Annotated in this window: 28 protein-coding genes; 20 read left to right on the top strand and 8 right to left on the bottom strand. The window is 56.6% G+C overall.

The features are described from left to right. Positions 1-74 precede the first annotated feature (74 nt). On the top strand, positions 75-1,397 hold the full coding sequence (locus ABLX76_RS03030; protein WP_032454219.1) for a cytosine deaminase: 1,323 nt from the start codon (positions 75-77) through the stop codon (positions 1,395-1,397). On the opposite strand, the gene tsgA is transcribed toward ABLX76_RS03030, so the two are convergent. Further along, the gene (gene tsgA, locus ABLX76_RS03035; RefSeq protein WP_004202192.1) at positions 1,394-2,581 is read right to left on the bottom strand and encodes an MFS transporter TsgA; all 1,188 of its coding nucleotides are present in this window, start codon (positions 2,579-2,581) and stop codon (positions 1,394-1,396) included. The two genes, ABLX76_RS03030 and tsgA, sit on opposite strands and share 4 nt — an antisense overlap. 276 nt (positions 2,582-2,857) lie before the next feature. On the opposite strand from tsgA, the gene ppiA reads away from it, so the two are divergent. The 5 genes from ppiA (at position 2,858) to ABLX76_RS03060 (ending at position 6,198) form a co-directional block, all read left to right on the top strand. After that, entirely contained in the window at positions 2,858-3,427 is a 570-nt protein-coding gene (gene ppiA / locus ABLX76_RS03040; protein ID WP_002920238.1) for a peptidylprolyl isomerase A, read from the top strand. 106 nt (positions 3,428-3,533) lie between these two features. Then, positions 3,534-3,701, top strand: coding sequence for a YhfG family protein (locus ABLX76_RS03045; RefSeq protein ID WP_004202194.1), 168 nt, complete (start codon positions 3,534-3,536; stop codon positions 3,699-3,701). Beyond that, entirely contained in the window at positions 3,691-4,293 is a 603-nt protein-coding gene (locus ABLX76_RS03050; RefSeq protein ID WP_032454217.1) for a putative adenosine monophosphate-protein transferase Fic, read from the top strand. Before ABLX76_RS03045 ends, ABLX76_RS03050 begins: the two co-directional genes overlap by 11 nt. A gap of 31 nt (positions 4,294-4,324) precedes the next feature. After that, positions 4,325-4,888 (top strand): aminodeoxychorismate synthase component 2, encoded by a 564-nt coding sequence (gene pabA / locus ABLX76_RS03055; RefSeq protein WP_044524952.1) that lies wholly within the window; start codon positions 4,325-4,327, stop codon positions 4,886-4,888. Between the two features lie 89 nt (positions 4,889-4,977). Continuing rightward, on the top strand, positions 4,978-6,198 hold the full coding sequence (locus ABLX76_RS03060) for an aspartate aminotransferase family protein (protein WP_032454216.1): 1,221 nt from the start codon (positions 4,978-4,980) through the stop codon (positions 6,196-6,198). Here ABLX76_RS03060 and ABLX76_RS03065 read toward each other — a convergent pair. Together ABLX76_RS03065 and crp are read right to left on the bottom strand one after the other, a co-directional pair. Next, the gene (locus ABLX76_RS03065) at positions 6,188-8,266 is read right to left on the bottom strand and encodes a YccS/YhfK family putative transporter (RefSeq protein WP_023291181.1); all 2,079 of its coding nucleotides are present in this window, start codon (positions 8,264-8,266) and stop codon (positions 6,188-6,190) included. The genes ABLX76_RS03060 and ABLX76_RS03065 overlap by 11 nt on opposite strands. A 51-nt stretch (positions 8,267-8,317) precedes the next feature. Further along, positions 8,318-8,950 carry a cAMP-activated global transcriptional regulator CRP gene (gene crp, locus ABLX76_RS03070; RefSeq protein WP_000242758.1) on the bottom strand — a complete coding sequence of 211 codons (633 nt, stop codon included), beginning with the start codon at positions 8,948-8,950 and terminating at the stop codon, positions 8,318-8,320. Between the two features lie 306 nt (positions 8,951-9,256). On the opposite strand from crp, the gene ABLX76_RS03075 reads away from it, so the two are divergent. Beyond that, positions 9,257-9,661 (top strand): OsmC family protein, encoded by a 405-nt coding sequence (locus tag ABLX76_RS03075; RefSeq protein ID WP_023291180.1) that lies wholly within the window; start codon positions 9,257-9,259, stop codon positions 9,659-9,661. Between the two features lie 55 nt (positions 9,662-9,716). Here ABLX76_RS03075 and ABLX76_RS03080 read toward each other — a convergent pair whose 3' ends face one another. From ABLX76_RS03080 to ABLX76_RS03095, 4 genes are all read right to left on the bottom strand, one after another. Then, positions 9,717-10,586 (bottom strand): phosphoribulokinase, encoded by an 870-nt coding sequence (locus tag ABLX76_RS03080; RefSeq protein WP_004202201.1) that lies wholly within the window; start codon positions 10,584-10,586, stop codon positions 9,717-9,719. A gap of 36 nt (positions 10,587-10,622) precedes the next feature. Next, positions 10,623-10,841 carry a YheU family protein gene (locus ABLX76_RS03085; RefSeq protein ID WP_348873947.1) on the bottom strand — a complete coding sequence of 73 codons (219 nt, stop codon included), beginning with the start codon at positions 10,839-10,841 and terminating at the stop codon, positions 10,623-10,625. After that, positions 10,838-11,836 carry a hydrolase gene (locus ABLX76_RS03090; protein ID WP_072096663.1) on the bottom strand — a complete coding sequence of 333 codons (999 nt, stop codon included), beginning with the start codon at positions 11,834-11,836 and terminating at the stop codon, positions 10,838-10,840. The genes ABLX76_RS03085 and ABLX76_RS03090 overlap by 4 nt, the downstream gene beginning before the upstream one ends. Before the next feature lie 220 nt (positions 11,837-12,056). Then, positions 12,057-13,961, bottom strand: coding sequence for an ABC transporter ATP-binding protein (locus ABLX76_RS03095; RefSeq protein ID WP_348873949.1), 1,905 nt, complete (start codon positions 13,959-13,961; stop codon positions 12,057-12,059). Positions 13,962-14,134: 173 nt separating this feature from the next. Between ABLX76_RS03095 and kefG the strand changes: the two genes are divergently transcribed. The 4 genes from kefG (at position 14,135) to slyD (ending at position 17,395) form a co-directional block, all read left to right on the top strand. After that, positions 14,135-14,698 (top strand): glutathione-regulated potassium-efflux system ancillary protein KefG, encoded by a 564-nt coding sequence (gene kefG / locus ABLX76_RS03100; protein ID WP_004202208.1) that lies wholly within the window; start codon positions 14,135-14,137, stop codon positions 14,696-14,698. Then, entirely contained in the window at positions 14,685-16,490 is a 1,806-nt protein-coding gene (gene kefB, locus ABLX76_RS03105) for a glutathione-regulated potassium-efflux system protein KefB (protein ID WP_004202210.1), read from the top strand. Before kefG ends, kefB begins: the two co-directional genes overlap by 14 nt. Positions 16,491-16,501: 11 nt before the next feature. Next, positions 16,502-16,702, top strand: coding sequence for a YheV family putative zinc ribbon protein (locus ABLX76_RS03110; RefSeq protein WP_002920143.1), 201 nt, complete (start codon positions 16,502-16,504; stop codon positions 16,700-16,702). 93 nt (positions 16,703-16,795) lie between these two features. Beyond that, entirely contained in the window at positions 16,796-17,395 is a 600-nt protein-coding gene (gene slyD, locus ABLX76_RS03115) for a peptidylprolyl isomerase (protein ID WP_048335435.1), read from the top strand. A 58-nt stretch (positions 17,396-17,453) separates the two neighbouring features. Here the strand turns inward: slyD and ABLX76_RS03120 are convergent, their stop codons facing one another. Then, positions 17,454-17,672, bottom strand: coding sequence for a protein SlyX (locus tag ABLX76_RS03120; RefSeq protein ID WP_002920136.1), 219 nt, complete (start codon positions 17,670-17,672; stop codon positions 17,454-17,456). Between the two features lie 222 nt (positions 17,673-17,894). Here ABLX76_RS03120 and fkpA point away from each other — a divergent pair, with 222 nt between their 5' ends. The 9 genes from fkpA to ABLX76_RS03165 form a co-directional block, all read left to right on the top strand. Beyond that, entirely contained in the window at positions 17,895-18,725 is an 831-nt protein-coding gene (gene fkpA / locus ABLX76_RS03125) for an FKBP-type peptidyl-prolyl cis-trans isomerase (protein WP_004202215.1), read from the top strand. Positions 18,726-18,893: 168 nt separating this feature from the next. Then, positions 18,894-19,616, top strand: coding sequence for a transcriptional regulator (locus ABLX76_RS03130; protein ID WP_002920130.1), 723 nt, complete (start codon positions 18,894-18,896; stop codon positions 19,614-19,616). After that, positions 19,616-20,002 (top strand): sulfurtransferase complex subunit TusD, encoded by a 387-nt coding sequence (gene tusD / locus ABLX76_RS03135; protein WP_002920128.1) that lies wholly within the window; start codon positions 19,616-19,618, stop codon positions 20,000-20,002. The genes ABLX76_RS03130 and tusD overlap by 1 nt, the downstream gene beginning before the upstream one ends. Continuing rightward, entirely contained in the window at positions 20,002-20,361 is a 360-nt protein-coding gene (tusC, locus tag ABLX76_RS03140) for a sulfurtransferase complex subunit TusC (RefSeq protein WP_032454214.1), read from the top strand. Before tusD ends, tusC begins: the two co-directional genes overlap by 1 nt. A gap of 7 nt (positions 20,362-20,368) precedes the next feature. Beyond that, positions 20,369-20,656 carry a sulfurtransferase complex subunit TusB gene (gene tusB / locus ABLX76_RS03145; protein ID WP_101993008.1) on the top strand — a complete coding sequence of 96 codons (288 nt, stop codon included), beginning with the start codon at positions 20,369-20,371 and terminating at the stop codon, positions 20,654-20,656. A 124-nt stretch (positions 20,657-20,780) separates the two neighbouring features. Next, positions 20,781-21,155, top strand: coding sequence for a 30S ribosomal protein S12 (rpsL, locus tag ABLX76_RS03150; protein WP_002920115.1), 375 nt, complete (start codon positions 20,781-20,783; stop codon positions 21,153-21,155). Positions 21,156-21,251: 96 nt separating this feature from the next. Further along, complete coding sequence (gene rpsG, locus ABLX76_RS03155) at positions 21,252-21,722, top strand: 30S ribosomal protein S7 (protein WP_002920113.1); 471 nt, start codon at positions 21,252-21,254, stop codon at positions 21,720-21,722. A 96-nt stretch (positions 21,723-21,818) separates the two neighbouring features. Further along, entirely contained in the window at positions 21,819-23,933 is a 2,115-nt protein-coding gene (gene fusA / locus ABLX76_RS03160; protein ID WP_023291175.1) for an elongation factor G, read from the top strand. Positions 23,934-24,002: 69 nt separating this feature from the next. Continuing rightward, positions 24,003-24,180, top strand: a 178-nt coding sequence (locus ABLX76_RS03165) for a GTP-binding protein (RefSeq protein ID WP_016831079.1), incomplete at its 3' end; no start/stop codon positions are given.

The following is a 24,180-nucleotide window of genomic DNA, read 5'->3' on the forward strand; positions in this document are numbered from 1 at the left end:
TTTGTGTACAAGAATTGGGTAGGTCGCGATTGGGGTTGAGTAGAAAACAAGCCGTATTGAATAGAGAGGGTGATATGACAGCAGCGCCGCTTTGGTTGATTCAGAACGTACGCCTGGCAGACCGCGACGGCCTGTGGCAGATAGCGATAGATAAGGGCCGCTTTGGCGAGATCACACCGATGGGGGAGGCGCGGGACGAAAGCTACGAGGTGCTGAACGCTCGCGGCGGTCTGGCGATCCCGCCTTTTATTGAGCCGCATATCCATCTGGATACCACCCAGACGGCCGGTGAGCCGAACTGGAACCAGTCCGGCACCCTGTTCGAGGGGATTGAGCGCTGGGCGGAGCGGAAAGCGCTGCTCAGCCATGAGGACGTTAAAGCCCGGGCGTGGAAAACCCTCAAGTGGCAGATCGCCAATGGCGTGCAGTTTGTCCGTACCCATGTCGATGTCTCCGATCCAACGTTGACGGCGCTGAAGGCGATGCTGGAGGTCAAAAAGGAGGTGGCGCCATGGGTCGAGCTGCAGATTGTCGCTTTTCCGCAGGAGGGGATCCTCTCTTACCCCAACGGCGAGGCGCTGCTGGAAGAGGCCCTGAAGCTGGGGGCGGATGTTGTCGGGGCGATCCCGCACTTTGAGTTCACCCGTGAATATGGGGTGGAATCGCTGCATATCGCCTTTCGACTGGCGCAGAAATATGACCGCCCGCTGGATATTCACTGCGATGAAATTGACGATGAACAGTCGCGCTTTGTTGAAACCGTTGCCGCGCTGGCGCTGAAGGCGGGGATAGGGCCGCGGGTGACGGCCAGCCATACCACCGCCATGCACTCCTATAATGGCGCCTATACCTCGCGCCTGTTCCGCCTGCTAAAGCTCTCCGGCATCAACTTTGTCGCCAATCCGCTGGTCAATATTCATCTGCAGGGCCGGTTTGACGACTACCCGAAGCGACGGGGCATTACCCGGGTGAAGGAGCTGATGGCGGCGGGGATCAACGTTTGCTTTGGTCATGATGATGTCTTTGACCCGTGGTACCCGCTGGGGACCGGTAATATGCTGCAGGTCCTGCATATGGGGCTGCACGTTTGCCAGCTGATGGGCTACCAGCAGATTAACGACGGCCTGCAGCTTATCACTGACAACAGCGCCCGCACGTTTGGCCTGACCGATTACGGCATCGTCAGCGGCAACCCGGCTAACCTGATCATCCTCCCGGCGGAGAATGGCTTTGAGGCGGTACGCTGCCAGGTGCCGGTGCGCTGGTCAATTCGCCAGGGAAGGGTGATCGCGATTACCCAGCTGGCGCAAACCTGGATCCAGACCGACCGCGGTGGCGAGGCGCTCTCTTTTATGAGGAACAGCCCCCTTGCGGACGCAAAGGGGCCGAAGGCTTAGTGAGACGCCGCCTGCGCGTTGTTCTGGCGGTGACGGGAGACGAAGCCGAGGATAAAGCACATCACGAACACCACGGCGTAGAGGCCGTTAGCGGTGTGCAGCGCTGCCAGCGGACCGCTGGCAGCCACAATCGGGCCGGTGACCACGAAAGTCAGCATGGTGCCGATGGTGCCGCAGGTGAGGATAAAGTTCACCAGCTTTGGTGAAGCGACTTTAGTTTGCTGCGAACCGAGCGTAATGATCGAGGTGTAGATGGCGCTGGAGAAGAAGCCCAGGGTCAGAATAAACCACGGCATATGCTCCGGCGAACCATTGATAAACAGGTACATCAGCACCGTCGCGAGGCCGGCGAGGACGGTTAAGATGCGCTGCAGGTCGAAGAAGCGCAGGATAAAGCTGAATGACCACATGCCGATCATGTAGGACATCCAGAAATCGCTCACCAGTTTACCGGCATCGCCGAGGCTCATGCCCAGGCTCTTGGCATATTCCGGTACCCAGGAGATAAAGCCCAGCTGACCGAGGATGTAGCACAGCGCCGCGACGGAGAGGAACAGCACGCCGATGCCCCACTTCTCTTTCACCACCGGCTGGCTGTTTTCGCTCTGCGCTTTTTTGCCGAGCACCGGGAAGTCACAGCCGAATGTCAGGACGAAAATAGCGACATACACCAGACCGATACAGGCGTAGACCCAGTACCACTCGATGCTGCGCGCCAGCAGGACCGCGGCGACCATCGGAAAAATCATTCCCGCCATGCTAAAGAAGGAGTCGGTAAACAGCAGACGCGCCCCGCGCTGACGGCCTTCATACATATGGGTGATCAGGAAGGTCCCGATCGACATGGTGATCCCGCTGACCAGGCCGAGAACGAACATCGACGCGGAGAACAGCGCCAGGCTGTGGCTGAGCATCAGGCCGGCCACCGCCAGCACCATTAAAATAAAGCCAAAACGCAGCTGAGTTTTCAGCGGCACGATCTCCATCAGCCAGGCATTGAGGAAGATGGAGATCAGAATACCGGCGTTCAGGAAGGTAAAGGTGTTGCTCATACTGGAAACGGGCAGATGGAAATAATCCGCAATGTTACCCATCACCATCCCGGTGACGATCACCAACGCGCCGGTCAGGGCGTAGGAGAAGAAGCTGATCCATGTGAGCTTAATACGGTTGCTGTTAGTCATGACTGGCCTGTGAATAGAAAGGTAAAGCGCGTTGACGCTGCGCCGGGCGGACAGATTTTAGTCGTTCAGGTGATGTAATTAAATGTTTATTGTGAAATACGTTATCTTTTGCATGTTTTAATGTGACCTGCATCACGCTTTTTCGACGACAGGGAGAACGTTTGCGCGGTTACAATTATTACAGCTAAGTAAAATTTGGTAAAAGGCTGGCCCAGGATGCAAAGGCTCTTTAGAATCAAGGCACTCGCTTTTATTCTGCTCCGTTAAGGAATTTCCATGCTCAAATCAACACTGGCGGCGATGGCTGCCGTTTTCGCCATTTCAGCTTTCTCCCCGGCCATGGCGGCAAAGGGCGATCCGCATGTGCTGCTGACCACCTCGGCAGGTAACATTGAGCTTGAGTTAAACAGCCAGAAAGCCCCGATTTCCGTGGATAACTTCCTGAAGTACGTTAACAGCGGCTTCTACAACAACACCACTTTCCACCGCGTGATCCCGGGATTCATGGTGCAGGGCGGCGGCTTTAACGAGCAGATGCAGCAGAAACAGCCTAACCCGCCGATCAAGAATGAAGCAGACAACGGCCTGCGCAACACCCGCGGCACTATCGCGATGGCGCGTACCGCCGATCAGGATAGCGCCACCAGCCAGTTCTTCATCAACGTGGCGGATAACGCCTTCCTCGACCATGGCCAGCGCGACTTTGGCTATGCGGTGTTTGGCAAGGTAGTCAAAGGCATGGACGTTGCGGATAAGATCTCCCAGGTCCAGACTCATAACGTCGGCCCATACCAAAATGTGCCGACTAAACCGGTTGTTATCCTCTCTGCGAAAGTGCTGCCCTAATCCTCCCGCGGCGCGGTGGTTTATCGCCGCGCCCGGTTGCCTCCCGGCATAACCTGTAATTGCTGCTTATACTTGTGGCACACAGGGGACGATAAGGGGGGCGACGATGCGTCCACTCACCGATAAGCAAAAATCCCGGCTCTGGGAACAGACACGTAATAGCAATTTTCAGGCCAGCCGTCGCCTCGAAGGCGTATCGGTGCCGCTGGTTACGCTGACTGCCGAGGAGGCGCAGGCTCGCCTCGCGACGCTGCGGAGGGAGTATGAGCGATAAATTTGGCGATGAACGCGATCCTTACCTCTATCCGGCGCTGAACGTCCTGCGCAACCGACTCGGCATCCGCCAGGCTAAAACGCTGCAGCAGGCTGCCCTGGAGATGACGTCCCTGCGGGCGGCCACCCTGCCGCTGGGCCCGCGGGTGCGCGGCTTACCCTATCTGTGCGCTATTCATCATCAGCTGTATCAGGATCTGTTTGACTGGGCGGGTAGGCTGCGTGAAGTGAACCTCTACCTGGGCGATACGCCGTTCTGCCACTTTGCCCGCATCGAAGAGGAGGGGAATGCCCTGATGCAGGCTCTGGAGCAGGAGGATTATCTCTGCGGTCTGCCGCGGGATACCTTTATCGAACGCCTGAGCTGGTTCTATGGTGAAATTAATGTGCTGCACCCTTTTCGTCTCGGCAATGGCCTGACCCAGCGCATTTTCTTTGAACAGCTGGCGATACATGCCGGCTACCTTCTTGACTGGCGTGACGTCGATCCTGCCGCCTGGAGCACCGCCTGTCAGCAGGGCGCGATGGGCGATCCGGACCCGCTGGCGGCGATCTTTCGCAAAGTGGTAAGCGAAGCGCGGGAATCTGAGTAGAATAGCCCGGTTTGATTGTTCCGGAGCCGCTATGATCCTGCTTATCGATAACTATGACTCTTTCACCTGGAATCTGTATCAGTACTTTTGCGAACTGGGGGCGGAAGTGCTGGTCAGGCGCAACGATGCGTTGACGCTGGAGGAGATAGCGTCGCTGGCGCCGGAGAAGATAGTGATTTCGCCTGGTCCCTGTACGCCGGATGAAGCGGGGATTTCCCTCGCGGTAATCCGTCACTATGCAGGGAAAACGCCGCTGCTGGGCGTCTGCCTCGGGCATCAGGCGATAGCCCAGGCGTTTGGCGCGACCATTGTGCGGGCGGCGCAGGTGATGCATGGAAAAACCTCGCTTATCGAGCATAACGGCGAAGGGGTGTTTCAGGGGCTGAATAATCCTTTGACGGTGACCCGCTATCATTCGCTGGTGATTGACCCGCCGACGTTGCCGCCTGAGTTTATCGTCACCGCCCGCAGCGCCAGCGGTGAGATTATGGGGATCCGTCATCGCGACTGGGATCTCGAGGGCGTGCAGTTCCATCCGGAAAGCATCCTCAGCGAACAGGGCCATCAATTGCTGGCGAACTTTATTAAGCGGTGATTTCGGTTGCCATTGACTGATTTTTTATGCATATTTTGTGATTAGATTATCATAATCGCATCTGCATAACGAAGAGGGATGGGCAAGACATGGCAACTGAACAACCGGCAATCACCCGCGCCACATTCGATGAAGTTATTTTGCCAATTTATGCACCGGCAGAATTCATCCCGGTAAAGGGAAAAGGCAGCCGCGTCTGGGATCAGCAGGGCAAAGAGTATGTTGATTTCGCCGGCGGTATCGCGGTGACGGCGCTCGGCCATTGCCACCCGGCGCTGGTGGCGGCGCTCCACGAGCAGGGCGAAACGCTGTGGCATACCAGCAACGTCTTTACCAATGAGCCAGCGCTGCGCCTGGGACGTAAACTTGTCGATGCCACCTTCGCCGAGCGAGTGGTGTTTATGAACTCCGGTACCGAAGCCAATGAAACGGCCTTTAAGCTGGCGCGTCACTATGCGGTGACCCGCCATAGCCCGTACAAAACCAAAATCATCGCTTTCCATAATGCCTTTCATGGTCGCTCCCTGTTTACCGTCTCCGTCGGCGGGCAGCCGAAGTACTCCGATGGTTTCGGCCCGAAACCGGCGGATATTGTCCATGTTCCCTTCAACGACCTGCAGGCGGTAAAAGCGGTGATGGATGACCACACCTGCGCAGTGGTGGTGGAGCCGATTCAGGGCGAAGGCGGCGTGACGGCAGCGACGCCGGCGTTCCTGCAGGGGCTGCGCGAACTGTGCGATCAACACCAGGCGCTGTTAGTCTTTGATGAAGTGCAGTGCGGAATGGGGCGTACCGGATCGCTGTTTGCCTATATGCACTATGGCGTAACCCCAGATATTCTCACCAGCGCCAAAGCGCTGGGCGGCGGTTTCCCGGTCAGCGCCATGTTGACTACCCACGAGATCGCCAGCGCCTTCCATGCGGGTTCCCATGGCTCAACCTACGGCGGCAACCCGCTGGCCTGCGCGGTCGCCAACGCCGCTTTCGATCTGATCAATACCCCGGCGGTGCTGGATGGCGTGAACGCCAAACGCGAACTGTTCGTCAAACACCTGCAGCAGCTGGATGCCGAGTTTGATCTGTTCAGTGATATTCGCGGGATGGGCCTGCTGATTGGCGCCGAACTCAAGCCGCAGCACAAGGGCCGCGCGCGTGATTTCCTCTATGCCGCTGCGGAAGCCGGCGTCATGGTGCTTAACGCCGGGCCGGACGTGATGCGTTTTGTTCCCTCGCTGATCATCGAAGAGCAGGATATTGCCGAGGGGATGGCGCGCTTTGCCCAGGCCGTGGCAAAGGTGATTAACGGCTGATCTTCCGCAGCCAGATGCCGTGATGCGGCCGCTGACGCCATGCCACTGACGAAATGGTGTGCATGGTGTTCAGATGGCCCAGAATGCGTTGCAGATGCTGCTCCAGGGTGCTTAACGGACCGATCGGCACCTCGCTTTCCGGTGACTCCATAATATTGACATCCCCTGCGCTGCCGGGGCCATCGCTGTCCAGCCGCTGCTGACAGCGCTGCAGGGCAATCTCACAGGATTCGAGATAGCGCTGGGCAAGATCCGGGGTGAGCATCGTATGCTCCCGGGCCAAAGTGGTCATGGCGTTGATGTGTTCGACGATAAACTGGCTGTGCGTCACCCATAGCTTCATATCTTCCAGGTAGTGGGTATTAAACCCGGGCTCCTGCATCGCCTGATTCAGGGAGTTGTAGAGCGCGTTGTGCGCCTGATTGACGCGCATGCGCTGGTAGGCCAGCGCGGGCGCTTTGGGGTCGGGGCTGAGGATCAGGCGAATCGCCTGCTGGTCGGCCTCCAGCGCATCGTGGGCGTTTTTTTTCAGCAGGCCGCTCTGCCACTGCGGCCACAGCCAGACCATCCCGCCGAAGGCGATCAGGCAGCCGATCAGCGTATCGATCAGCCGGGCGATAATAAACTGTTCGCCGTTGAGCGTCAGCAGCTGCAGGGTATATACCGCCGTCACCGTAAACCCCACCATCGCCCAGCCATAGTGTTTGCGGATAATCAGATAGCTGAGCAGGGTGATCAGCAGCATCCCGCTCAGGGTATAGCTCTCCGGAACGTGAAAGTGCAAGGTCAGCCCGGCGATGATCAGGCCGGCGAGCGTCCCCGCCGCCCGGTGGACAATACGAACCCGCGTGGCGCCATAGCCGTTCTGTGTCACGAAGAGGACGGTCATCAGGATCCAGTAGGGCTTCGGCAAATGCAGGGCGTTGCCCATCAGGCTGGCGATGCTCAGCATCACACTGATGCGGGCGGCGTTGCGCAGCGCGGGCGACTTCAGCGACAGATAGTTCTTTAGCGCGGGAAACAGCGGTAAACGACGCTCTTTGTCAGCCATCAGATCCCGGGCATACAGCGGGCGCTGGGTATGCAGCACCCGGGCGATGCGGCTGAAGTGCCAGGCGCAGAAGTGGCCGACCGGGTTATCCGGATGCTGGCGGGCGATTTTTTCCAGGGCGCCGATCTGTTTATCCATCTGGAAACGCTGCGGAAAACGATGATAGAGCATGTCATCCGCCAGCACCCGCAGGCGGGCGGCGACGGTCTGCGCGTTCCAGCGGATCACCGCTTCGGCATGGCTGCGCTCAACCAGCTTTTGCACCTCTTCCGGCTGATGCAGGCTGACCGAAATATGCTCCTGTAGATCCAGCCCCATCTGGAACGCTCGCAGAAGACGTTTGTGGTCGTTACGTTGGTTGGCGGCCAGCATATGCATCTGCTGATAGCACTGGGTGATTAAATCGACCACCTTCTGCTGGCGGATGAGCAGCGGCGGCAGGGCGGTCGAGGGATCGGTATGCTGGGTCAACAGGCTATATTTGGCTTCGCAATAATTGGCCAGTTCCCGGTAGAGCAGACTGAGCGACTCCCGCAGCGGCTGTTCGCGCCACAGCCAGAACCAGAACCAGTTAAACACGCCGTACCATAGCGTGCCGAAGGCGTAGATCAACAGCGGCTCCCAGACGGGCATATTGCCCGCCAGGCTCAGGGTAAAGATGGCGGCGATCAGCGACGCGGGCAGCAGGCGCGCGTGCAGCGAACTGATTTCCGCGGTGACGCCGAGCAATAGCGCCAGGCCGCTGAGAATAAGCGGCAAAGGTATGGTCTGGGCGAGCAGCAGCTGCACCACCAGGCTGCATCCGGCAAACAGACAGCCGCCGATAATCAGACGCTTAAAAAAGCGCTTATGCGGAGTGTCGAGACCGGCGATGTTGCAGCAGGCGGGAACTAAGGAAAACAGGAGCCCCTGCTGGAGATGGCCGAGCAGAAGACCGATGGCCACAGGCAGACACAGCACCAGCGTTTGCCGCAGTGCATAGTTGACTTCCGGGTGGTAAATCAGCCTGCGCCACATGAGGGAAAAACAAAAACGGCGTACTGCAGGAGCAATACGCCGCTTAGCAACTTAACGGGTGCCGTAGACGACGATAGTTTTACCGTGGGCGGAAATCAGGTTCTGATCTTCCAGCATTTTCAAAATACGGCCAACGGTTTCACGAGAGCAGCCGACGATCTGACCAATTTCCTGACGGGTAATTTTAATTTGCATACCGTCCGGGTGGGTCATGGCATCGGGTTGCTTCGCCAGGTTCAGCAGCGTCTGGGCGATACGGCCCGTCACGTCGAGGAAGGCGAGGTTGCCCACTTTCTCAGACGTCACCTGCAGACGGCGAGCCATTTGCGAAGAGAGACGCATCAGAATGTCTGGGTTCACCTGGATCAGCTGACGGAATTTCTTATAAGAGATCTCGGCCACTTCACATGCGGTTTTCGCCCGTACCCAGGCGCTACGCTCCTGACCCTCTTCAAACAGGCCTAATTCACCGATGAAATCGCCCTGGTTGAGGTAGGAGAGGATCATCTCTTTACCTTCTTCATCCTTGATGAGTACAGCCACGGAGCCTTTAACGATGTAGTACAGCGTTTCTGCTTTCTCACCCTGGTGGATCAGCGTGCTCTTTGATGGGTACTTATGAATGTGGCAATGAGACAAGAACCATTCAAGGGTAGGGTCTGTTTGCGGTTTGCCAAGCACCATGCGCGGTTATCCTCTGTTATAAGCTATCTCCGGGCGCCGACACTACACGGCGTCCGGGCATGCAATCGTATTGTTTCCCTATACCTGGGAAGCTGGCTGATGATTTTTCGACAGCCTGTAATGTGAACTCCTCTGCATACATGCAGTACATCAATGTATTACTGTAGCATCCAGACTGTTTTAGCATAGCTTTCGCCGCATGTCTCCTGGTGTCTCGCTTCAGCATGACGCAGGTCGCCTTCCGTTGCGAGAATTGTTATGTGCGCGTAATCTGACAGGAATATTGCGATACTGGAGTTAAATTTTATGCAAGCGCGTGTGAAATGGGTTGAAGGGTTAACCTTTATCGGGGAGTCCGCGTCAGGACACCAGATTCTGATGGATGGCAACTCCGGAGATAAGGCGCCCAGCCCGATGGAGATGGTGCTGATGGCGGCGGGCGGTTGCAGTGCGATCGATGTGGTCTCCATTTTGCAAAAAGGTCGTCACGACGTGACCAACTGCGAAGTGAAGCTGACCTCTGAGCGTCGGGAAGAGGCGCCGCGCCTGTTCACGCATATTAATCTGCACTTTATCGTCACCGGTAAGGCGCTGAAAGATGCCGCAGTTTCCCGCGCGGTGGATCTGTCGGCAGAGAAATACTGCTCGGTGGCGCTGATGCTGGAAAAAGCGGTGAAGATCACCCACTCCTATGAAGTGATCGAGGCGTAGTCTTCGCCTGCTGATGTGAATTATCTCAACCCCGGCCTGGCCGGGGTTTTTTCTGTTAGCCGATCTTTCGGCCTTCCATCAGACGCTCGACCAGCGGCGCCATAATAAGCTCCATCGCCAGCCCCATTTTACCGCCCGGCACCACCAGGGTGTTCATGTGCGAAATAAACGAGCCCTGTAGCATCGCCAGCAGCCAGGGGAAGTCGATGTTCTGCAGGTTGCGGAAATGGATCACCACAAAGCTCTCGTCCAGAGAGGGGATCGCTTTCGCGGCAAACGGGTTGGAGGTGTCCACCGTCGGTACGCGCTGGAAGTTGATGTGGGTGCGGGAAAACTGCGGGGTGATGAAGTTGATGTAATCTTCCATCGATCGGACGACGGAGTCCATCACCGCCTCCCGGGAGTGGCCGCGTTCGCTGGTGTCGCGAATGAGTTTCTGGATCCATTCCAGGTTAACGATAGGCACGACCCCGACCAGCAGGTCGACATGGCTGGCGACATCATGCTGCGGCGTGACAACCCCGCCGTGCAGCCCCTCATAGAACAGCACGTCCGTCGGCTCCGGCAGCGGCTGCCATGGGGTGAAGGTTCCCGGCACCTGATTCCACGGCACGGCTTCGTCATAGGTGTGCAGGTATTTACGCGACTGGCCTTTGCCATGGCGGCCATAGTCGACAAAGGTCTGCTCCAGCAGGCCGAAGTCGTTCGCCTCCGGGCCAAAGTAGCTGATATGTTTGCCCTGATCCCGCGCTTTGCGGATCGCCATGTCCATTTCCGGGCGGGTGTAGCGATGAAAGCTGTCGCCTTCCACCTCCGCGGCGTGCAGATTTAGCTGCGCGAAGATTTTGCGAAAGGCGAGGCTGGTGGTGGTAGTGCCCGCGCCGCTGGAGCCCGTGACGGCGATCACCGGATGTTTGGCAGACATAACAACTCCCTGGTTAAACGATGTAGTGGCGTCGCCTTAGCCGTTAAACAGGGCGCGCGGCATAATATTGACCGTCTCATGCAGTTCCGACCACACGAGGACCGCCTCTCCGCGTTGCAGCTGCTGTTTTACATCGGCGACTTTATCGGCAAGTGAACGTTCATGTTCACCATAATCGGTGCCTTCACGTAACACAAAGCTTTCAATCAGGTTATCCAGCGTTTCGGGATCCAGATCCTGCCAGGGAATAATCATACGGGAACCTCCAGCCAGCGGTTTAACCAGTCGGGAATGCGTCTTTCCAGCCACATCTCCGGTTTACGCAGGGTGCCGCCGACGAAGCCGACGTGGCCGCCTTGTTCAGTCAATTGATACTCGACGTTCGCCGGCAGTTGCTCCTGCGGGGGAATGGAGTGGTGGTCCATAAACGGGTCGTCTTTCGCATGGATGATGAGCGTCGGCTTAGTGATATCGCTGAGCCGCGGCATAGCGCTGCATTGCCGGTAATAATCCAGCGCATCGGCGAAACCATGGATTTTGGCGGTGATCATGTCGTCAAATTCCCGGATGCGGCGCATCCCTTTGAGCTGGCGTAAATCGACGGGCAGCGAGCCAGGATACGCTTTCAGCTTACGTGAGGCGTTGGCTTTTAACAGATTGAGCAGATAGCGCTGATAAACTCGCGAGAAGCCCTTATCCATATGATAGCTGCAGGCTTCCAGCATGAAAGGCGCGGAAACGATCACCGCCGCATCCAGCGGGCAGCGGTCGCCTTCTTCTGCCAGCAGGCAGCCCAGCATGTTGCCGCCCAGCGAATAGCCGACGGCGGCGGTCGGCGCGGGGCCAAACTCGCGCTGCAGCCAGTGCAGAAACCAGGTGCCATCTTCCGTTTCGCCGGAGTGATAGATGCGGTGATTGCGGTTAGGTTCGCCGCTGCAGCCGCGAAAGTGCATGACCACGCCCAGCCAGCCGCGCTGCATCGCCGCGTGGATCAGACCATGGGCATACGGGCTGTGCAGACTCCCTTCCAGACCATGAAAGACGACGAGGCGCGGCTTGTGGCGCGCCTGGTGCGGGTCTTCGCTCCAGGCGAGATCGACAAAATCGCCGTCCGGCAGCTCAAGGCGCTGCCAGTGCGGGGTAAAGCGCAATTTACGGCGGATCAGCCGCGGCAGCATGGTTTGCAGATGACGATTGCCCACGCCGCGCATGGGATGGAACTCACGCGAATCGTTTTCGGGGGGCGTCATGTCTGTGGGGATGATTTCAACCATAGCACCAGAATAATTAATAAACGTGATGATGACTATACCGCGCAGGGCGCGCGGGAGTTAGCCAATATGTGGTCTTGTGGCCAATGACGCCCGGTGACACCGAAAAACAATCCATTGATGTCATTGATGGCCTGAGCATGGGAATGGCAGAAACCCATTCTGCCCGCGCCGTCGCAGGCAGAATGATGAGGCGGCGTTAGCCTTCCTGAAGCATGCGCTCCAGCTGCTCTTGTGCCTCCAGCCAGGCCATTTCGCACTCTTCCAGCCCGGATTTCGCGTTGGCCTGCTGCTGCAGGCATTCAGTCAGTTCCGCTTTCCGCGAGGCGTCGTAGAGTTCGCTGTCGCCAAGTTTCTCTTCCGCACTGGCCAGCTGCGCGTTGAGCTTGTCCATCTCTTTTTCCAGACGGGCGATCTCTTTGCGCAGCGGTTGGGTCTGGCTGCGCAGCTCCGCTTCCCGACGCTTCTGGTCTTTGCGCGCTTGCGCGCTGTTGCCGCTCTCTTTTGGCGCGTCGCCGCTCTGGGACTCCTGTTTTTGCGAGTCGCTGAGCCACTGCTGATAATCTTCCAGATCGCCGTCGAACGGTTCGACTTTGCCATCGTGGACAAGGTACAGATCGTCGGTGGTGGAGCGGATCAGGTGGCGATCGTGCGATACGACCACTAGCGCCCCTTCAAAGTCGATCAGCGCTTCGGTTAAGGCCTGACGCATATCGAGGTCGAGATGGTTGGTCGGTTCGTCGAGCAGCAGCAGGTTAGGGCGCTGCCAGACGATCAGGGCCAGCACCAGACGCGCCTTTTCTCCACCGGAGAAGCGGCGGGTCTCTTCGCTGACCTTATCCCCCTGGAAACCAAAGCCGCCAAGATAATCGCGCAGCTTCTGCTCCAGCTCCTGCGGCGCCAGGCGCGCCAGGTGCTGCAGCGGCGACTCATCGGCGCGCAGGAACTCCAGCTGATGCTGGGCGAAGTAGCCGAGCTTGATGCCTTTGGCGAGGCCGATCTCGCCGCTCACGGGCTGGAGTTCGCCAGCCAGCAGCTTAATCAGCGTCGATTTCCCTGCGCCGTTGCGGCCCAGCAGGCCGATACGCGACCCCGGCACCAGATTGAGCTTAATGGAGTCGAGGATAATACGCTCGCCATAGCCGGCGCTGACTTTCTCCATCTTCAGCAGCGGGTTTGGCAGGCTCTCCGGCTGGCGGAAGCTGAAGTGGAACGGGTTATCCACGTGCGCCGGGGCGATGAGTTCCATCCGCTCCAGCATTTTAATTCGGCTCTGCGCCTGCTTGGCTTTGGTGGCTTTGGCGCGGAAGCGATCGATATAGCTTTGCAGATGCGCGACACGCTGCTGCTGGCTTTCGTACATCGCCTGCTGCTGAGCGAGCCGGGTGGCGCGCTGCACTTCAAACGAGCTGTAGTTGCCGGTGTACTCAAACATCGTCTGCTGTTCGATATGGATAATTTTGTCGACGATAGGATCGAGGAAATCGCGATCGTGGGAGATCAGGATCAGCGTCCCCGTGTAGCCCTTCAGCCACTTCTCCAGCCAGATCACCGCATCAAGGTCGAGGTGGTTAGTCGGTTCATCGAGCAGCAGCAGATCGGAGCGGCAGATCAGCGCCTGCGCGAGGTTTAGACGCATACGCCAGCCGCCTGAAAAATCGCTGACCGGCCGCTCGAGCTGTTCATTGCTGAAACCCAGGCCGTGCAGCAGGCTGGCGGCGCGGGAGCGGATGGTCCAGGCGTCGATGGCGTCCAGCTTGCCGTGGACGGTGGCGATGGCATGGCCGTCGTTGCGCTCGTTAGCCTGCTGGAGCGCGGCTTCCAGCTGGCGATATTCGCGATCGCCGTCAATGACATAATCGATTGCCGGCTGCGGCAGAGCCGGGGTTTCCTGATTCACCCAGGCCAGCTGCCAGTTGCCGGGAAAGGTCATACTGCCGCCGTCAGCGCTTATCTCGTTTTTCAAAAGCGATAGCAGCGTCGATTTCCCGCAGCCGTTTTTCCCCACCAGACCGACCTTCTGGCCAGGGTTGATGGTAGCGGTGGCGTTGTCCAGCAGGACGCGAACGCCGCGACGAATTTGTAACGAGGAGAAAACAATCATAAGGCGCCGTATGTTCAGACTATGTTAATTTGTCATTATGATAATGTAGTGTGGAAGCGAATCGCTTCACCGGGCCGCCATGGTAGCCCAAAACGAAGACGATACACAAAGTCATTCTGGCTGTGTCAAAACGCCAGGGCTGTGCAGGCCGCCAGAAGACCTACGGGAGGGGAATGATGTCTCAGACAGCGAAAGTGTTGCTGCTGTATGCCCACCCAGAATCTCAGGATTCCGTGGCCAACCGGGTTTTATTACAACCGGCCTTACAGTTGCCAAACGTCACCGTGCACGATCTCTACGCGCACTATCCGGATTTTTTTATCGATATTGCTCACGAACAGGACCTGCTGCGCCAGCATGAGGTGATCGTTTTCCAGCATCCTTTATATACCTGGAGCTGTCCGGCGCTGCTCAAGGAGTGGCTGGATCGTGTCTTAAGCCGCGGCTTCGCCAGCGGCGCCGGAGGGAACGAACTGGCGGGAAAGTACTGGCGCAGCGTGATCACCACCGGCGAACCTGAGAGCGCCTACCGTCGCGATGCGAATCGCTATCCGATGAACGATATTTTACGTCCTTTTGAACTGACCGCCGGCATGTGCCGTATGCACTGGATGAGCCCCATTATCGTCTACTGGGCCCGGCGGCAACAGCCAGAGGAGCTACGCAGCCGCGCCCTGGCCTATCGGGACTGGCTGGCCAACCCCCTTGCCGCCGGAGGTGTCCATGGCGGGATTTGATTTGCTGCTGGCGGGGGTGCTGTTTTTGTTCGCGGCCGTTATCGCCGTCCCTCTGGCTTCAAGACTGGGAATTGGCGCGGTGCTGGGCTATCTGCTGGCCGGGATCGCCATTGGTCCGTGGGGGCTCGGGTTTATCAGCGATGTGGATGAAATTCTCCATTTCTCTGAACTCGGCGTGGTGTTTCTGATGTTTATCATCGGCCTGGAGCTCAATCCCGCCAAGCTATGGCGGCTGCGAAGCTCCATCTTCGGCGTTGGCGCGGCGCAGGTGATGCTCAGCGCGGCGATCCTCGGCGGTCTGTTGATGACGACAGGATTTTCATGGCAGGCGGCGGTGGTCGGCGGGATCGGCCTGGCGATGTCCTCTACCGCGATGGCACTGCAGCTGATGCGCGAGAAGGGAATGAGCCGCAGCGAATCAGGGCAGTTAGGCTTTTCGGTCCTGCTGTTTCAGGATCTGGCGGTGATCCCGGCGCTGGCGCTGGTGCCTCTGCTGGCGGGTTCCGCGGATGAGCATGTGAACTGGCTAACGGTCGGCATGAAGGTCCTGGCGTTTGCCGGGATGCTGATTGGCGGACGCTATTTACTGCGGCCGGTGTTCCGCTTTATCGCCAGCTCCGGGGTCAGGGAAGTGTTCACTGCCGCCACGCTGCTGCTGGTCCTTGGATCAGCCCTGTTTATGGAGGCGCTGGGGCTGTCGATGGCGCTGGGTACCTTTATCGCCGGCGTGCTGCTGGCGGAAAGTGAGTATCGCCATGAACTGGAGATCGCCATCGATCCGTTCAAGGGGCTGCTGCTTGGGTTGTTCTTTATCTCCGTCGGTATGGCGCTGAACCTTGGCGTGCTGTACACCCATCTGCTGTGGGTGGCGGTGAGCGTGGCGGTGCTGGTGGCGGTAAAAATGCTGGTGCTCTATCTGCTGGCCCGTCTCTATGGCCTGCGGAGTTCCGAGCGTATGCAGTTTGCGGGCGTATTAAGCCAGGGCGGCGAGTTCGCGTTTGTTCTCTTTTCGCTGCCCGCTTCTCAGCGGTTGTTCCAGCACGACCAGATGGCGCTGCTGCTGGTGGCCGTCACCTTGTCGATGATGACCACGCCGCTGCTGATGAAAGGGATCGATAAGATACTGTCGCGACGCCTGAATCCAGCAGAGGATACCGATGAGGCGCCGTGGGTAGAGGACGATAAACCGCAGGTGATTATTGTTGGCTTTGGCCGTTTCGGCCAGGTCATCGGTCGCCTGCTGATGGCCAATAAGATGCGTATTACGGTGCTGGAGCGAGACATCAGCGCGGTGAATCTGATGCGCAACTATGGCTATAAAGTCTATTTTGGCGACGCCACCCAGCTGGAACTGCTGCGCTCGGCGGGGGCGGAGGAGGCGCAGTCGATCGTCATTACCTGTAATGAGCCGGAAGACACCATGCGGCTGGTGGAGATGTGTCAACAACACTTTCCACATCTGCACATCCTGGCGCGCGCTCGCGGGCGCGTCGAGGCGCATGAGCTGCTGCAGGCCGGCGTGACGCAGTTTTCCCGTGAGACTTTCTCCAGCGCGCTGGAGCTGGGGCGTAAAGCGCTCATCACCCTCGGGATGCATCCTCACCAGGCTCAGCGCGCGCAGCTGCACTTCCGACGCCTCGATATGCGAATGCTGCGTGAGTTAATGCCGGTGCATACTGATACGGTACAGATATCACGCGTACGGGAAGCCCGGCGCGAACTGGAAGAGATTTTTCAGCGCGAAATGCAGAAAGAGAGCCGGCAGCTGGACGGCTGGGACGAGTTTGAATAAAGGTAAATCATATGGCAGTACGTAAACGTTTTATTGCCGGGGCGAAATGTCCGGCGTGCCAGGCGCAGGATTCACTGGCGATGTGGCGTGAAAATAATGTCGATGTTGTTGAATGCGTTAAGTGCGGTCATCAGATGCGTGAGGCGGATAAAGAGGCCCGTGAGCATGTACGCAAAGAGGAGCAGGTGATTGGCATTTTTCATCCCGACTAGCGTTATCCGTCGGCTTTTTTTAAGCTAAAGGGTACACGGCAGCAGAATTCCGCTACAATCTGCGCCACTATTCTTCCCATCTCAGGAGATATCATGAAAGTAGCAAAAGACCTGGTGGTCAGCCTGGCCTATCAGGTACGTACAGAAGACGGTGTGTTGGTTGATGAGTCTCCGGTAAGCGCGCCGCTGGATTACCTGCACGGTCACGGCTCCCTGATTTCCGGCCTGGAAAACGCGCTGGATGGCCACGAAGTGGGCGACAAATTTGACGTAGCCGTTGGCGCTAACGACGCTTACGGTCAGTATGACGAAAACCTGGTGCAGCGTGTACCGAAAGACGTCTTCATGGGCGTTGATGAACTGCAGGTTGGCATGCGCTTCCTGGCGGAAACCGATCAGGGTCCGGTACCCGTAGAGATTACTGAAGTTGAAGACGACCACGTTGTGGTTGATGGCAACCACATGCTGGCAGGCCAGAACCTGAAGTTCAATGTGGAAGTTGTCGCCATCCGCGAAGCGACCGCTGAAGAGCTGGAGCACGGTCACGTGCACGGCGCGCATGGTCATGATCACGACCACGATCATGGTCACGATGGCTGCTGCGGCGGTCACGGTCACGGTCACGACCACGATCATGGCCACGACCATGGTAAAGGCGGCTGCGGCGGCCACGGTGGCTGCGGTTGCCACTAATCTTCGCGCTTCGGCGCGAAGACAACAAAAAAGCGGGGAGACCCGCTTTTTTTACGCCTCAATAATGCGGCGGCGGCGTCTCTTCGGCCTGGGAGGCGATATGGGAGGGTTGGGTCGCCTTCAGCTTCTCGATCATCAGACGCATATGCTCGCGCATCTTCGCCATCTCAATCTCGTGGGCGGTCACGGTTTTATTGAGGTCTTCGATGGTGATTTCCTGAAACGCCAGCCGGCTTTCCAGCTCCGCAAGGCGCGTTTCTAATGTGCTATCGTGCATGGGTAACCTCTTTAGTCTGATCCTGCGGGCGGATTCTACTTAAGTTTCCCCCGGCGCGCAGCATCGCTGCGTCCTACAGGAAACTTATTCATACAAAAATAGTCCTAAAAGAGGCGATATTCAGGAACGTCCGTATGTAGATTTTAACGGCGACGTTCTATAGTACGTTTTTTGCTTTTTACGATAACCCTGGGGTGAGAGGCCCCGGCCCTGGAGAAATGGATGAAATCACTGTTTAAAGTAACGCTGCTGGCGACCACAATGGCCGTCGCCCTGAATGCACCGCTGACCTTTGCTGCAGATACCGCGGCGAAAGCAGCCCCGGCGGCTGAGAGTAAATCGGCATTTAAAAATGACGATCAGAAATCGGCCTATGCGCTGGGCGCGTCCCTGGGGCGTTACATGGAAAACTCCCTGAAAGAACAAGAAAAACTCGGCATTAAGCTGGATAAAGCCCAGCTGATCGCCGGCGTACAAGACGCGTTTGCCGATAAGAGCAAACTGTCCGACCAGGAGATCGAACAGACTCTGCAGGCCTTTGAAACGCGCGTGAAGACCGCGGCTCAGCAGAAAATGGAAAAAGACGCCACTGAGAACGAAACCAAAGGTAAAGCTTTCCGTGACAGCTTTGCCAAAGAGAAGGGCGTGAAAACGTCGAAAACTGGCCTGCTGTATAAAGTCGAGAAAGAAGGCACTGGCGATGCGCCGAAAGACAGCGACACCGTGGTGGTTAACTACAAAGGTACGCTGATCGACGGCAAAGAGTTTGATAACTCTTATACCCGCGGCGAGCCGCTCTCTTTCCGTCTCGACGGGGTGATCCCGGGCTGGACTGAAGGCCTGAAGAACATCAAGAAAGGCGGCAAAATCAAGCTGGTCATTCCGCCAGATCTGGCCTACGGCAAAACCGGCGTCCCGGGCATCCCGGCCAACTCTACGCTGGTCTTTGATGTAGAGCTGCTGGATATCAAACCGGCGCCGAAGGCAGATGCTCAGCCGGAAGCCGCTGGCGATGCGAAAGCCGCGGACGCGAAAGCTGACGCTAAGAAGTAATCGGGTTCAGGCCGCCGTCTCGTCAGAGGCGGCGGCTTTTTTATTGAGCGCAGATATAATTAAAACTGGAAAGATCCTCAGGCGCTGTATTACTTTAGATAGCTTAATAATGATGATGAGCCTGCCCTGACAATAACGACAGGCTCCTGAAAAGGAGTGCTTTTTTTCATGTCCAGGTCGCTTTTAACCAACGAAACCAGCGAGCTTGACCTGCTGGATCAACGTCCCTTTGACCAGACCGATTTCGATATTCTTAAATCTTATGAAGCGGTGGTGGACGGGTTGGCGATGCTCATCGGTTCGCACTGTGAAATCGTGCTGCATTCTTTGCAGGATCTGAAATGCTCTGCCATCCGTATCGCCAATGGTGAACATACCGGCCGCCAAATCGGTTCACCGATTACCGATCTTGCGCTGCGCATGCTGCACGATATGACGGGCGCCGATAGCAGCGTTTCCAAATGCTACTTTACCCGCGCCAAAAGCGGCGTCCTGATGAAGTCGGTGACGATTGCCATCCGCAACCGCGATCACCGGGTGATTGGTCTGCTGTGCATCAATATGAATCTGGATGTACCGTTTTCCCAGATCATGAGCACCTTTATTCCGCCAGAAACGCCCGAGGTTAACTCGCCGGTGAACTTTGCTTCCTCGGTTGACGATCTGGTCGCCCAGACTCTGGAATTCACCATCGAAGAGGTGAATGCCGATCGCAGCGTGTCCAACAATGCTAAAAACCGTCAAATCGTGCTGAATCTCTACGAGAAAGGGATCTTCGATATTAAAGACGCCATTAACCAGGTGGCCGATCGTCTGAACATCTCCAAGCACACCGTCTACCTCTATATTCGCCAGTTCAAAAGCGGCGATTTCCAGGGGCTGGATAAGTAATGCGTTTTGCCCTCACGGTGACCGGCCCTGCCTATGGCACGCAGCAGGCGAGCAGCGCCTGGCAATTTGCGCAGGCCGTGCTGCAGGAAGGCCATGAGCTGGCGTGCGTTTTTTTCTATCGCGAAGGCGTGCTTAACGCTAACCAGCTGACGGCGCCCGCCAGCGATGAGTTCGATCTGGTGCGCGGGTGGCAATCTCTCCACGATGAGCACGGCGTCGCGCTGCATATCTGCGTGGCGGCCGCCCTGCGTCGTGGCGTAACGGACGAGCGCGAAGCGCAACAGCTCGCTCTGCCTGGCCATAATCTGCAGCCGGGTTTTACGTTGAGCGGACTTGGCGCGCTGGCGGAAGCGGCGCTTACTTGCGATCGGATGGTACAGTTTTGATGAAACGTGTGGCTTTCGTTTTTTCCTCCGCGCCGCACGGCAGCGCCGCCGGCAGGGAAGGCCTCGACGCCTTATTAGCCACCTCCGCCCTCACCGACGAGATTGGCGTATTTTTCGTGGGCGACGGCGTGTTTCAGCTGTTGCCCGCCCAGCGGCCTGGCGCTGTGCTGGCCCGCGATTACATCGCCACTTTTAAACTGCTGTCGCTATATGATATCGACCAGTGTTGGCTGTGTGCGGAGTCGGCGCGAGAGCGCGGCCTGGACCCCGCGACCCCGTGGGTGGTGGATGTCGAATGCCTGGCGCCGGATGCCCTGCGCGCCCGTCTGCATGAATTTGATGTGATTTTGCGTTTCTGAGGCCCCCATGCTCCATACGCTCAGTGTTTCTCCCTGGCATGCCGATATCGCAGCAATGCTTCGCTTGATGGAGCAGGGTGACGATCTGTTACTGCTGTCTGATGGCGTCGCGGCGGCTATCGCCGGCGGTCGCTTCCTTGAGATCCTGCAATCCGCCCCCATAACCCTTTACGTGCTGCAAGACGACGTTGAGGCCCGCGGGCTAACTGGTCAAATTGCGGACAGTGTCGGCAGGGTTAGCTATACTGATTTCGTCAGACTCACAGTCAAACATGCCGGTCAGTTGGCCTGGTGATGGCGGGATCGTTGTATATTTCTTGACACCTTTTCGGCACCGCCCTAAAATTCTGCGTCCTCATAATATATGAGGCGATTTATTACGTGTTTACGAAGCAAAAGCTAAAACCAGGAGCTATTTAATGGCAACAATTAACCAGCTGGTACGCAAACCACGCGCGCGCAAAGTTGCAAAGAGCAACGTGCCAGCGCTGGAAGCCTGCCCGCAGAAACGTGGCGTATGTACTCGCGTATATACCACCACTCCTAAGAAACCGAACTCCGCACTGCGTAAAGTTTGCCGTGTGCGTCTGACTAACGGTTTCGAAGTCACCTCCTACATCGGTGGTGAAGGTCACAACCTGCAGGAGCACTCCGTGATCCTGATCCGTGGCGGTCGTGTTAAAGACCTTCCGGGTGTTCGTTACCACACCGTTCGTGGTGCGCTTGACTGCTCCGGCGTTAAAGACCGTAAGCAGGCTCGCTCCAAGTACGGCGTGAAGCGTCCTAAGGCTTAATGGTTCTCCGTTAAGTAAGGCCAAACTGATTTATCTTAATGTCATACTAAACTCTTAGAGTTTTGGACAATCCTGAATTAACAACGGAGTATTTCCATGCCACGTCGTCGCGTCATTGGTCAGCGTAAAATTCTGCCGGATCCGAAGTTCGGATCAGAACTGCTGGCTAAATTTGTCAATATCCTGATGGTAGATGGTAAAAAATCTACTGCAGAAACTATCGTATACAGCGCGCTGGAGACCCTGGCTCAGCGTTCTGGTAAATCTGAACTGGAAGCCTTCGAAGTTGCGCTCGAAAACGTGCGCCCGACTGTCGAAGTTAAGTCCCGCCGCGTAGGTGGTTCTACTTATCAGGTTCCAGTTGAAGTTCGTCCGGTCCGTCGTAATGCCCTGGCAATGCGTTGGATCGTTGAAGCTGCTCGTAAACGCGGTGATAAATCCATGGCTCTGCGCCTGGCGAACGAACTCACTGATGCTGCAGACAACAAAGGTACTGCAGTTAAGAAACGTGAAGACGTTCACCGTATGGCCGAAGCCAACAAGGCGTTCGCTCACTACCGTTGGTAATCCCTTCGGAGTCATAGTCACCAGGCGGGCGCTTCAGATGAGTCGCCCGCTCTGGATAACTTAACTGAACGCCTAAAGAAATAAACGAGGAATCAAATGGCTCGTACAACACCCATCGCACGCTACCGTAACATCGGTATCAGTGCGCACATCGACGCCGGTAAAACCACTACTACCGAACGTATTCTGTTCTACACCGGTGTAAACCACAAAATCGGTGAAGTTCATGACGGCGCCGCTACCATGGACTGGATGGAGCAGGAGCAGGAACGTGGTATCACCATCACTTCCGCTGCGACTACTGCATTCTGGTCTGGTATGGCTAAGCAGTATGAACCGCACCGTGTAAACATCATCGACACCCCGGGGCACGTTGACTTCACTATCGAAGTAGAACGTTCCATGCGTGTTCTTGATGGTGCGGTAATGGTTTACTGCGCAGTTGGTGGTGTTCAGCCGCAGTCTGAAACCGTATGGCGTCAGGCAAACAAATATAAAGTTCCGCGCATCGCGTTCGTTAACAAAATGGACCGCATGGGCGCTAACTTCCTGAAAGTTGTTGGTCAGATCAAAACCCGTCTGGGCGCGAACCCGGTTCCGCTGCAGCTGGCAATTGGTGCTGAAGAAGGTTTCACCGGCGTTGTTGACCTGGTGAAAATGAAAGCCATCAACTGGAACGATGCAGACCAGGGCGTAACCTTCGAATACGAAGATATCCCGGCTGACATGCAGGATCTGGCTGACGAATGGCACCAGAACCTGATCGAGTCCGCAGCTGAAGCTTCTGAAGAGCTGATGGAAAAATACCTGGGTGGTGAAGAACTGACTGAAGAAGAGATCAAAAAAGCTCTGCGTCAGCGCGTTCTGAACAACGAAATCATCCTGGTAACCTGTGGTTCTGCGTTCAAGAACAAAGGTGTTCAGGCGATGCTGGATGCGGTAATTGACTACCTGCCATCCCCTGTTGACGTTCCGGCGATCAACGGCATCCTGGACGACGGTAAAGATACTCCGGCTGAGCGTCACGCAAGCGACGACGAGCCGTTCTCTGCACTGGCGTTCAAAATCGCTACTGACCCGTTCGTGGGCAACCTGACCTTCTTCCGCGTGTACTCCGGTGTGGTTAACTCTGGTGATACCGTACTGAACTCCGTGAAAGCTGCACGTGAGCGTTTCGGTCGTATCGTACAGATGCATGCTAACAAACGTGAAGAGATCAAAGAAGTTCGCGCGGGCGACATCGCTGCTGCAATCGGTCTGAAAGACGTAACTACTGGTGACACCCTGTGTAACCCGGATGCGCCGATCATTCTGGAGCGTATGGAATTCCCTGAGCCGGTAATCTCCATCGCCGTTGAGCCGAAAACCAAAGCTGACCAGGAAAAAATGGGTCTGGCTCTGGGTCGTCTGGCTAAAGAAGACCCGTCTTTCCGCGTATGGACTGACGAAGAGTCTAACCAGACCATTATCGCCGGTATGGGTGAGCTGCACCTCGACATCATCGTTGACCGTATGAAGCGTGAATTCAACGTTGAAGCGAACGTCGGTAAACCTCAGGTTGCTTACCGTGAAGCAATTCGCGCGAAAGTTACCGATATCGAAGGTAAACACGCCAAGCAGTCTGGTGGTCGTGGTCAGTACGGTCACGTTGTGATCGACATGTACCCGCTGGAGCCGGGCTCTAACCCGAAAGGTTACGAGTTCATCAACGACATCAAAGGTGGTGTAATTCCTGGCGAATACATCCCGGCCGTTGATAAAGGCATCCAGGAACAGCTGAAAGCTGGTCCGCTGGCAGGTTACCCGGTAGTTGATATGGGTATCCGTCTGCACTTCGGTTCTTACCACGACGTTGACTCCTCTGAGCTGGCGTTTAAACTGGCTGCGTCTATTGCCTTTAAAGAAGGCTTTAAGAAAGCAAAACCAGTTCTGCTTGAGCCGATCATGAAGGTTGAAGTAGAAACTCCGGAAGAGAACACTGGTGACGTTATCGGTGACTTGAGCCGTCGTCGCGGTATGCTGCGCGGTCAGGAATCCGAAGTAACCGGCGTTAAGATCCACGCTGAAGTACCGCTGTCCGAAATGTTCGGTTATGCAACTCAGCTGCGTTCTCTGACCAAAGGTCGTGCATCATACACCATGGAATTCCTGAAGTATGATGATGCGCCGAACAACGTTGCTCAGGCCGTTATTGAAGCCCGTGGTAAATAATCCACAGGATTAAAACCTAAGTCCCGTGCTCTCTCCGAAGGGGAGAGCACTATAGTAAGGAATATAGCCGTGTCTAAAGAAAAATTTGAACGTACAAAACCGCACGTCAACGTTGGTACTATCGGCCACGTTGACCATGGTAAAACTACCCTGACTGCTGCCATCACTACCGTTCTGGCTAAAACCTACGGTGGTTCCGCTCGCGCATTCGACCAGATCGATAACGCGCCGGAAGAAAAAGCTCGTG

It is taken from the genome of Klebsiella sp. JB_Kp004, from assembly GCF_040065795.1.
GTDB classification, from domain to species: Bacteria; Pseudomonadota; Gammaproteobacteria; order Enterobacterales; family Enterobacteriaceae; genus Klebsiella; species Klebsiella quasipneumoniae.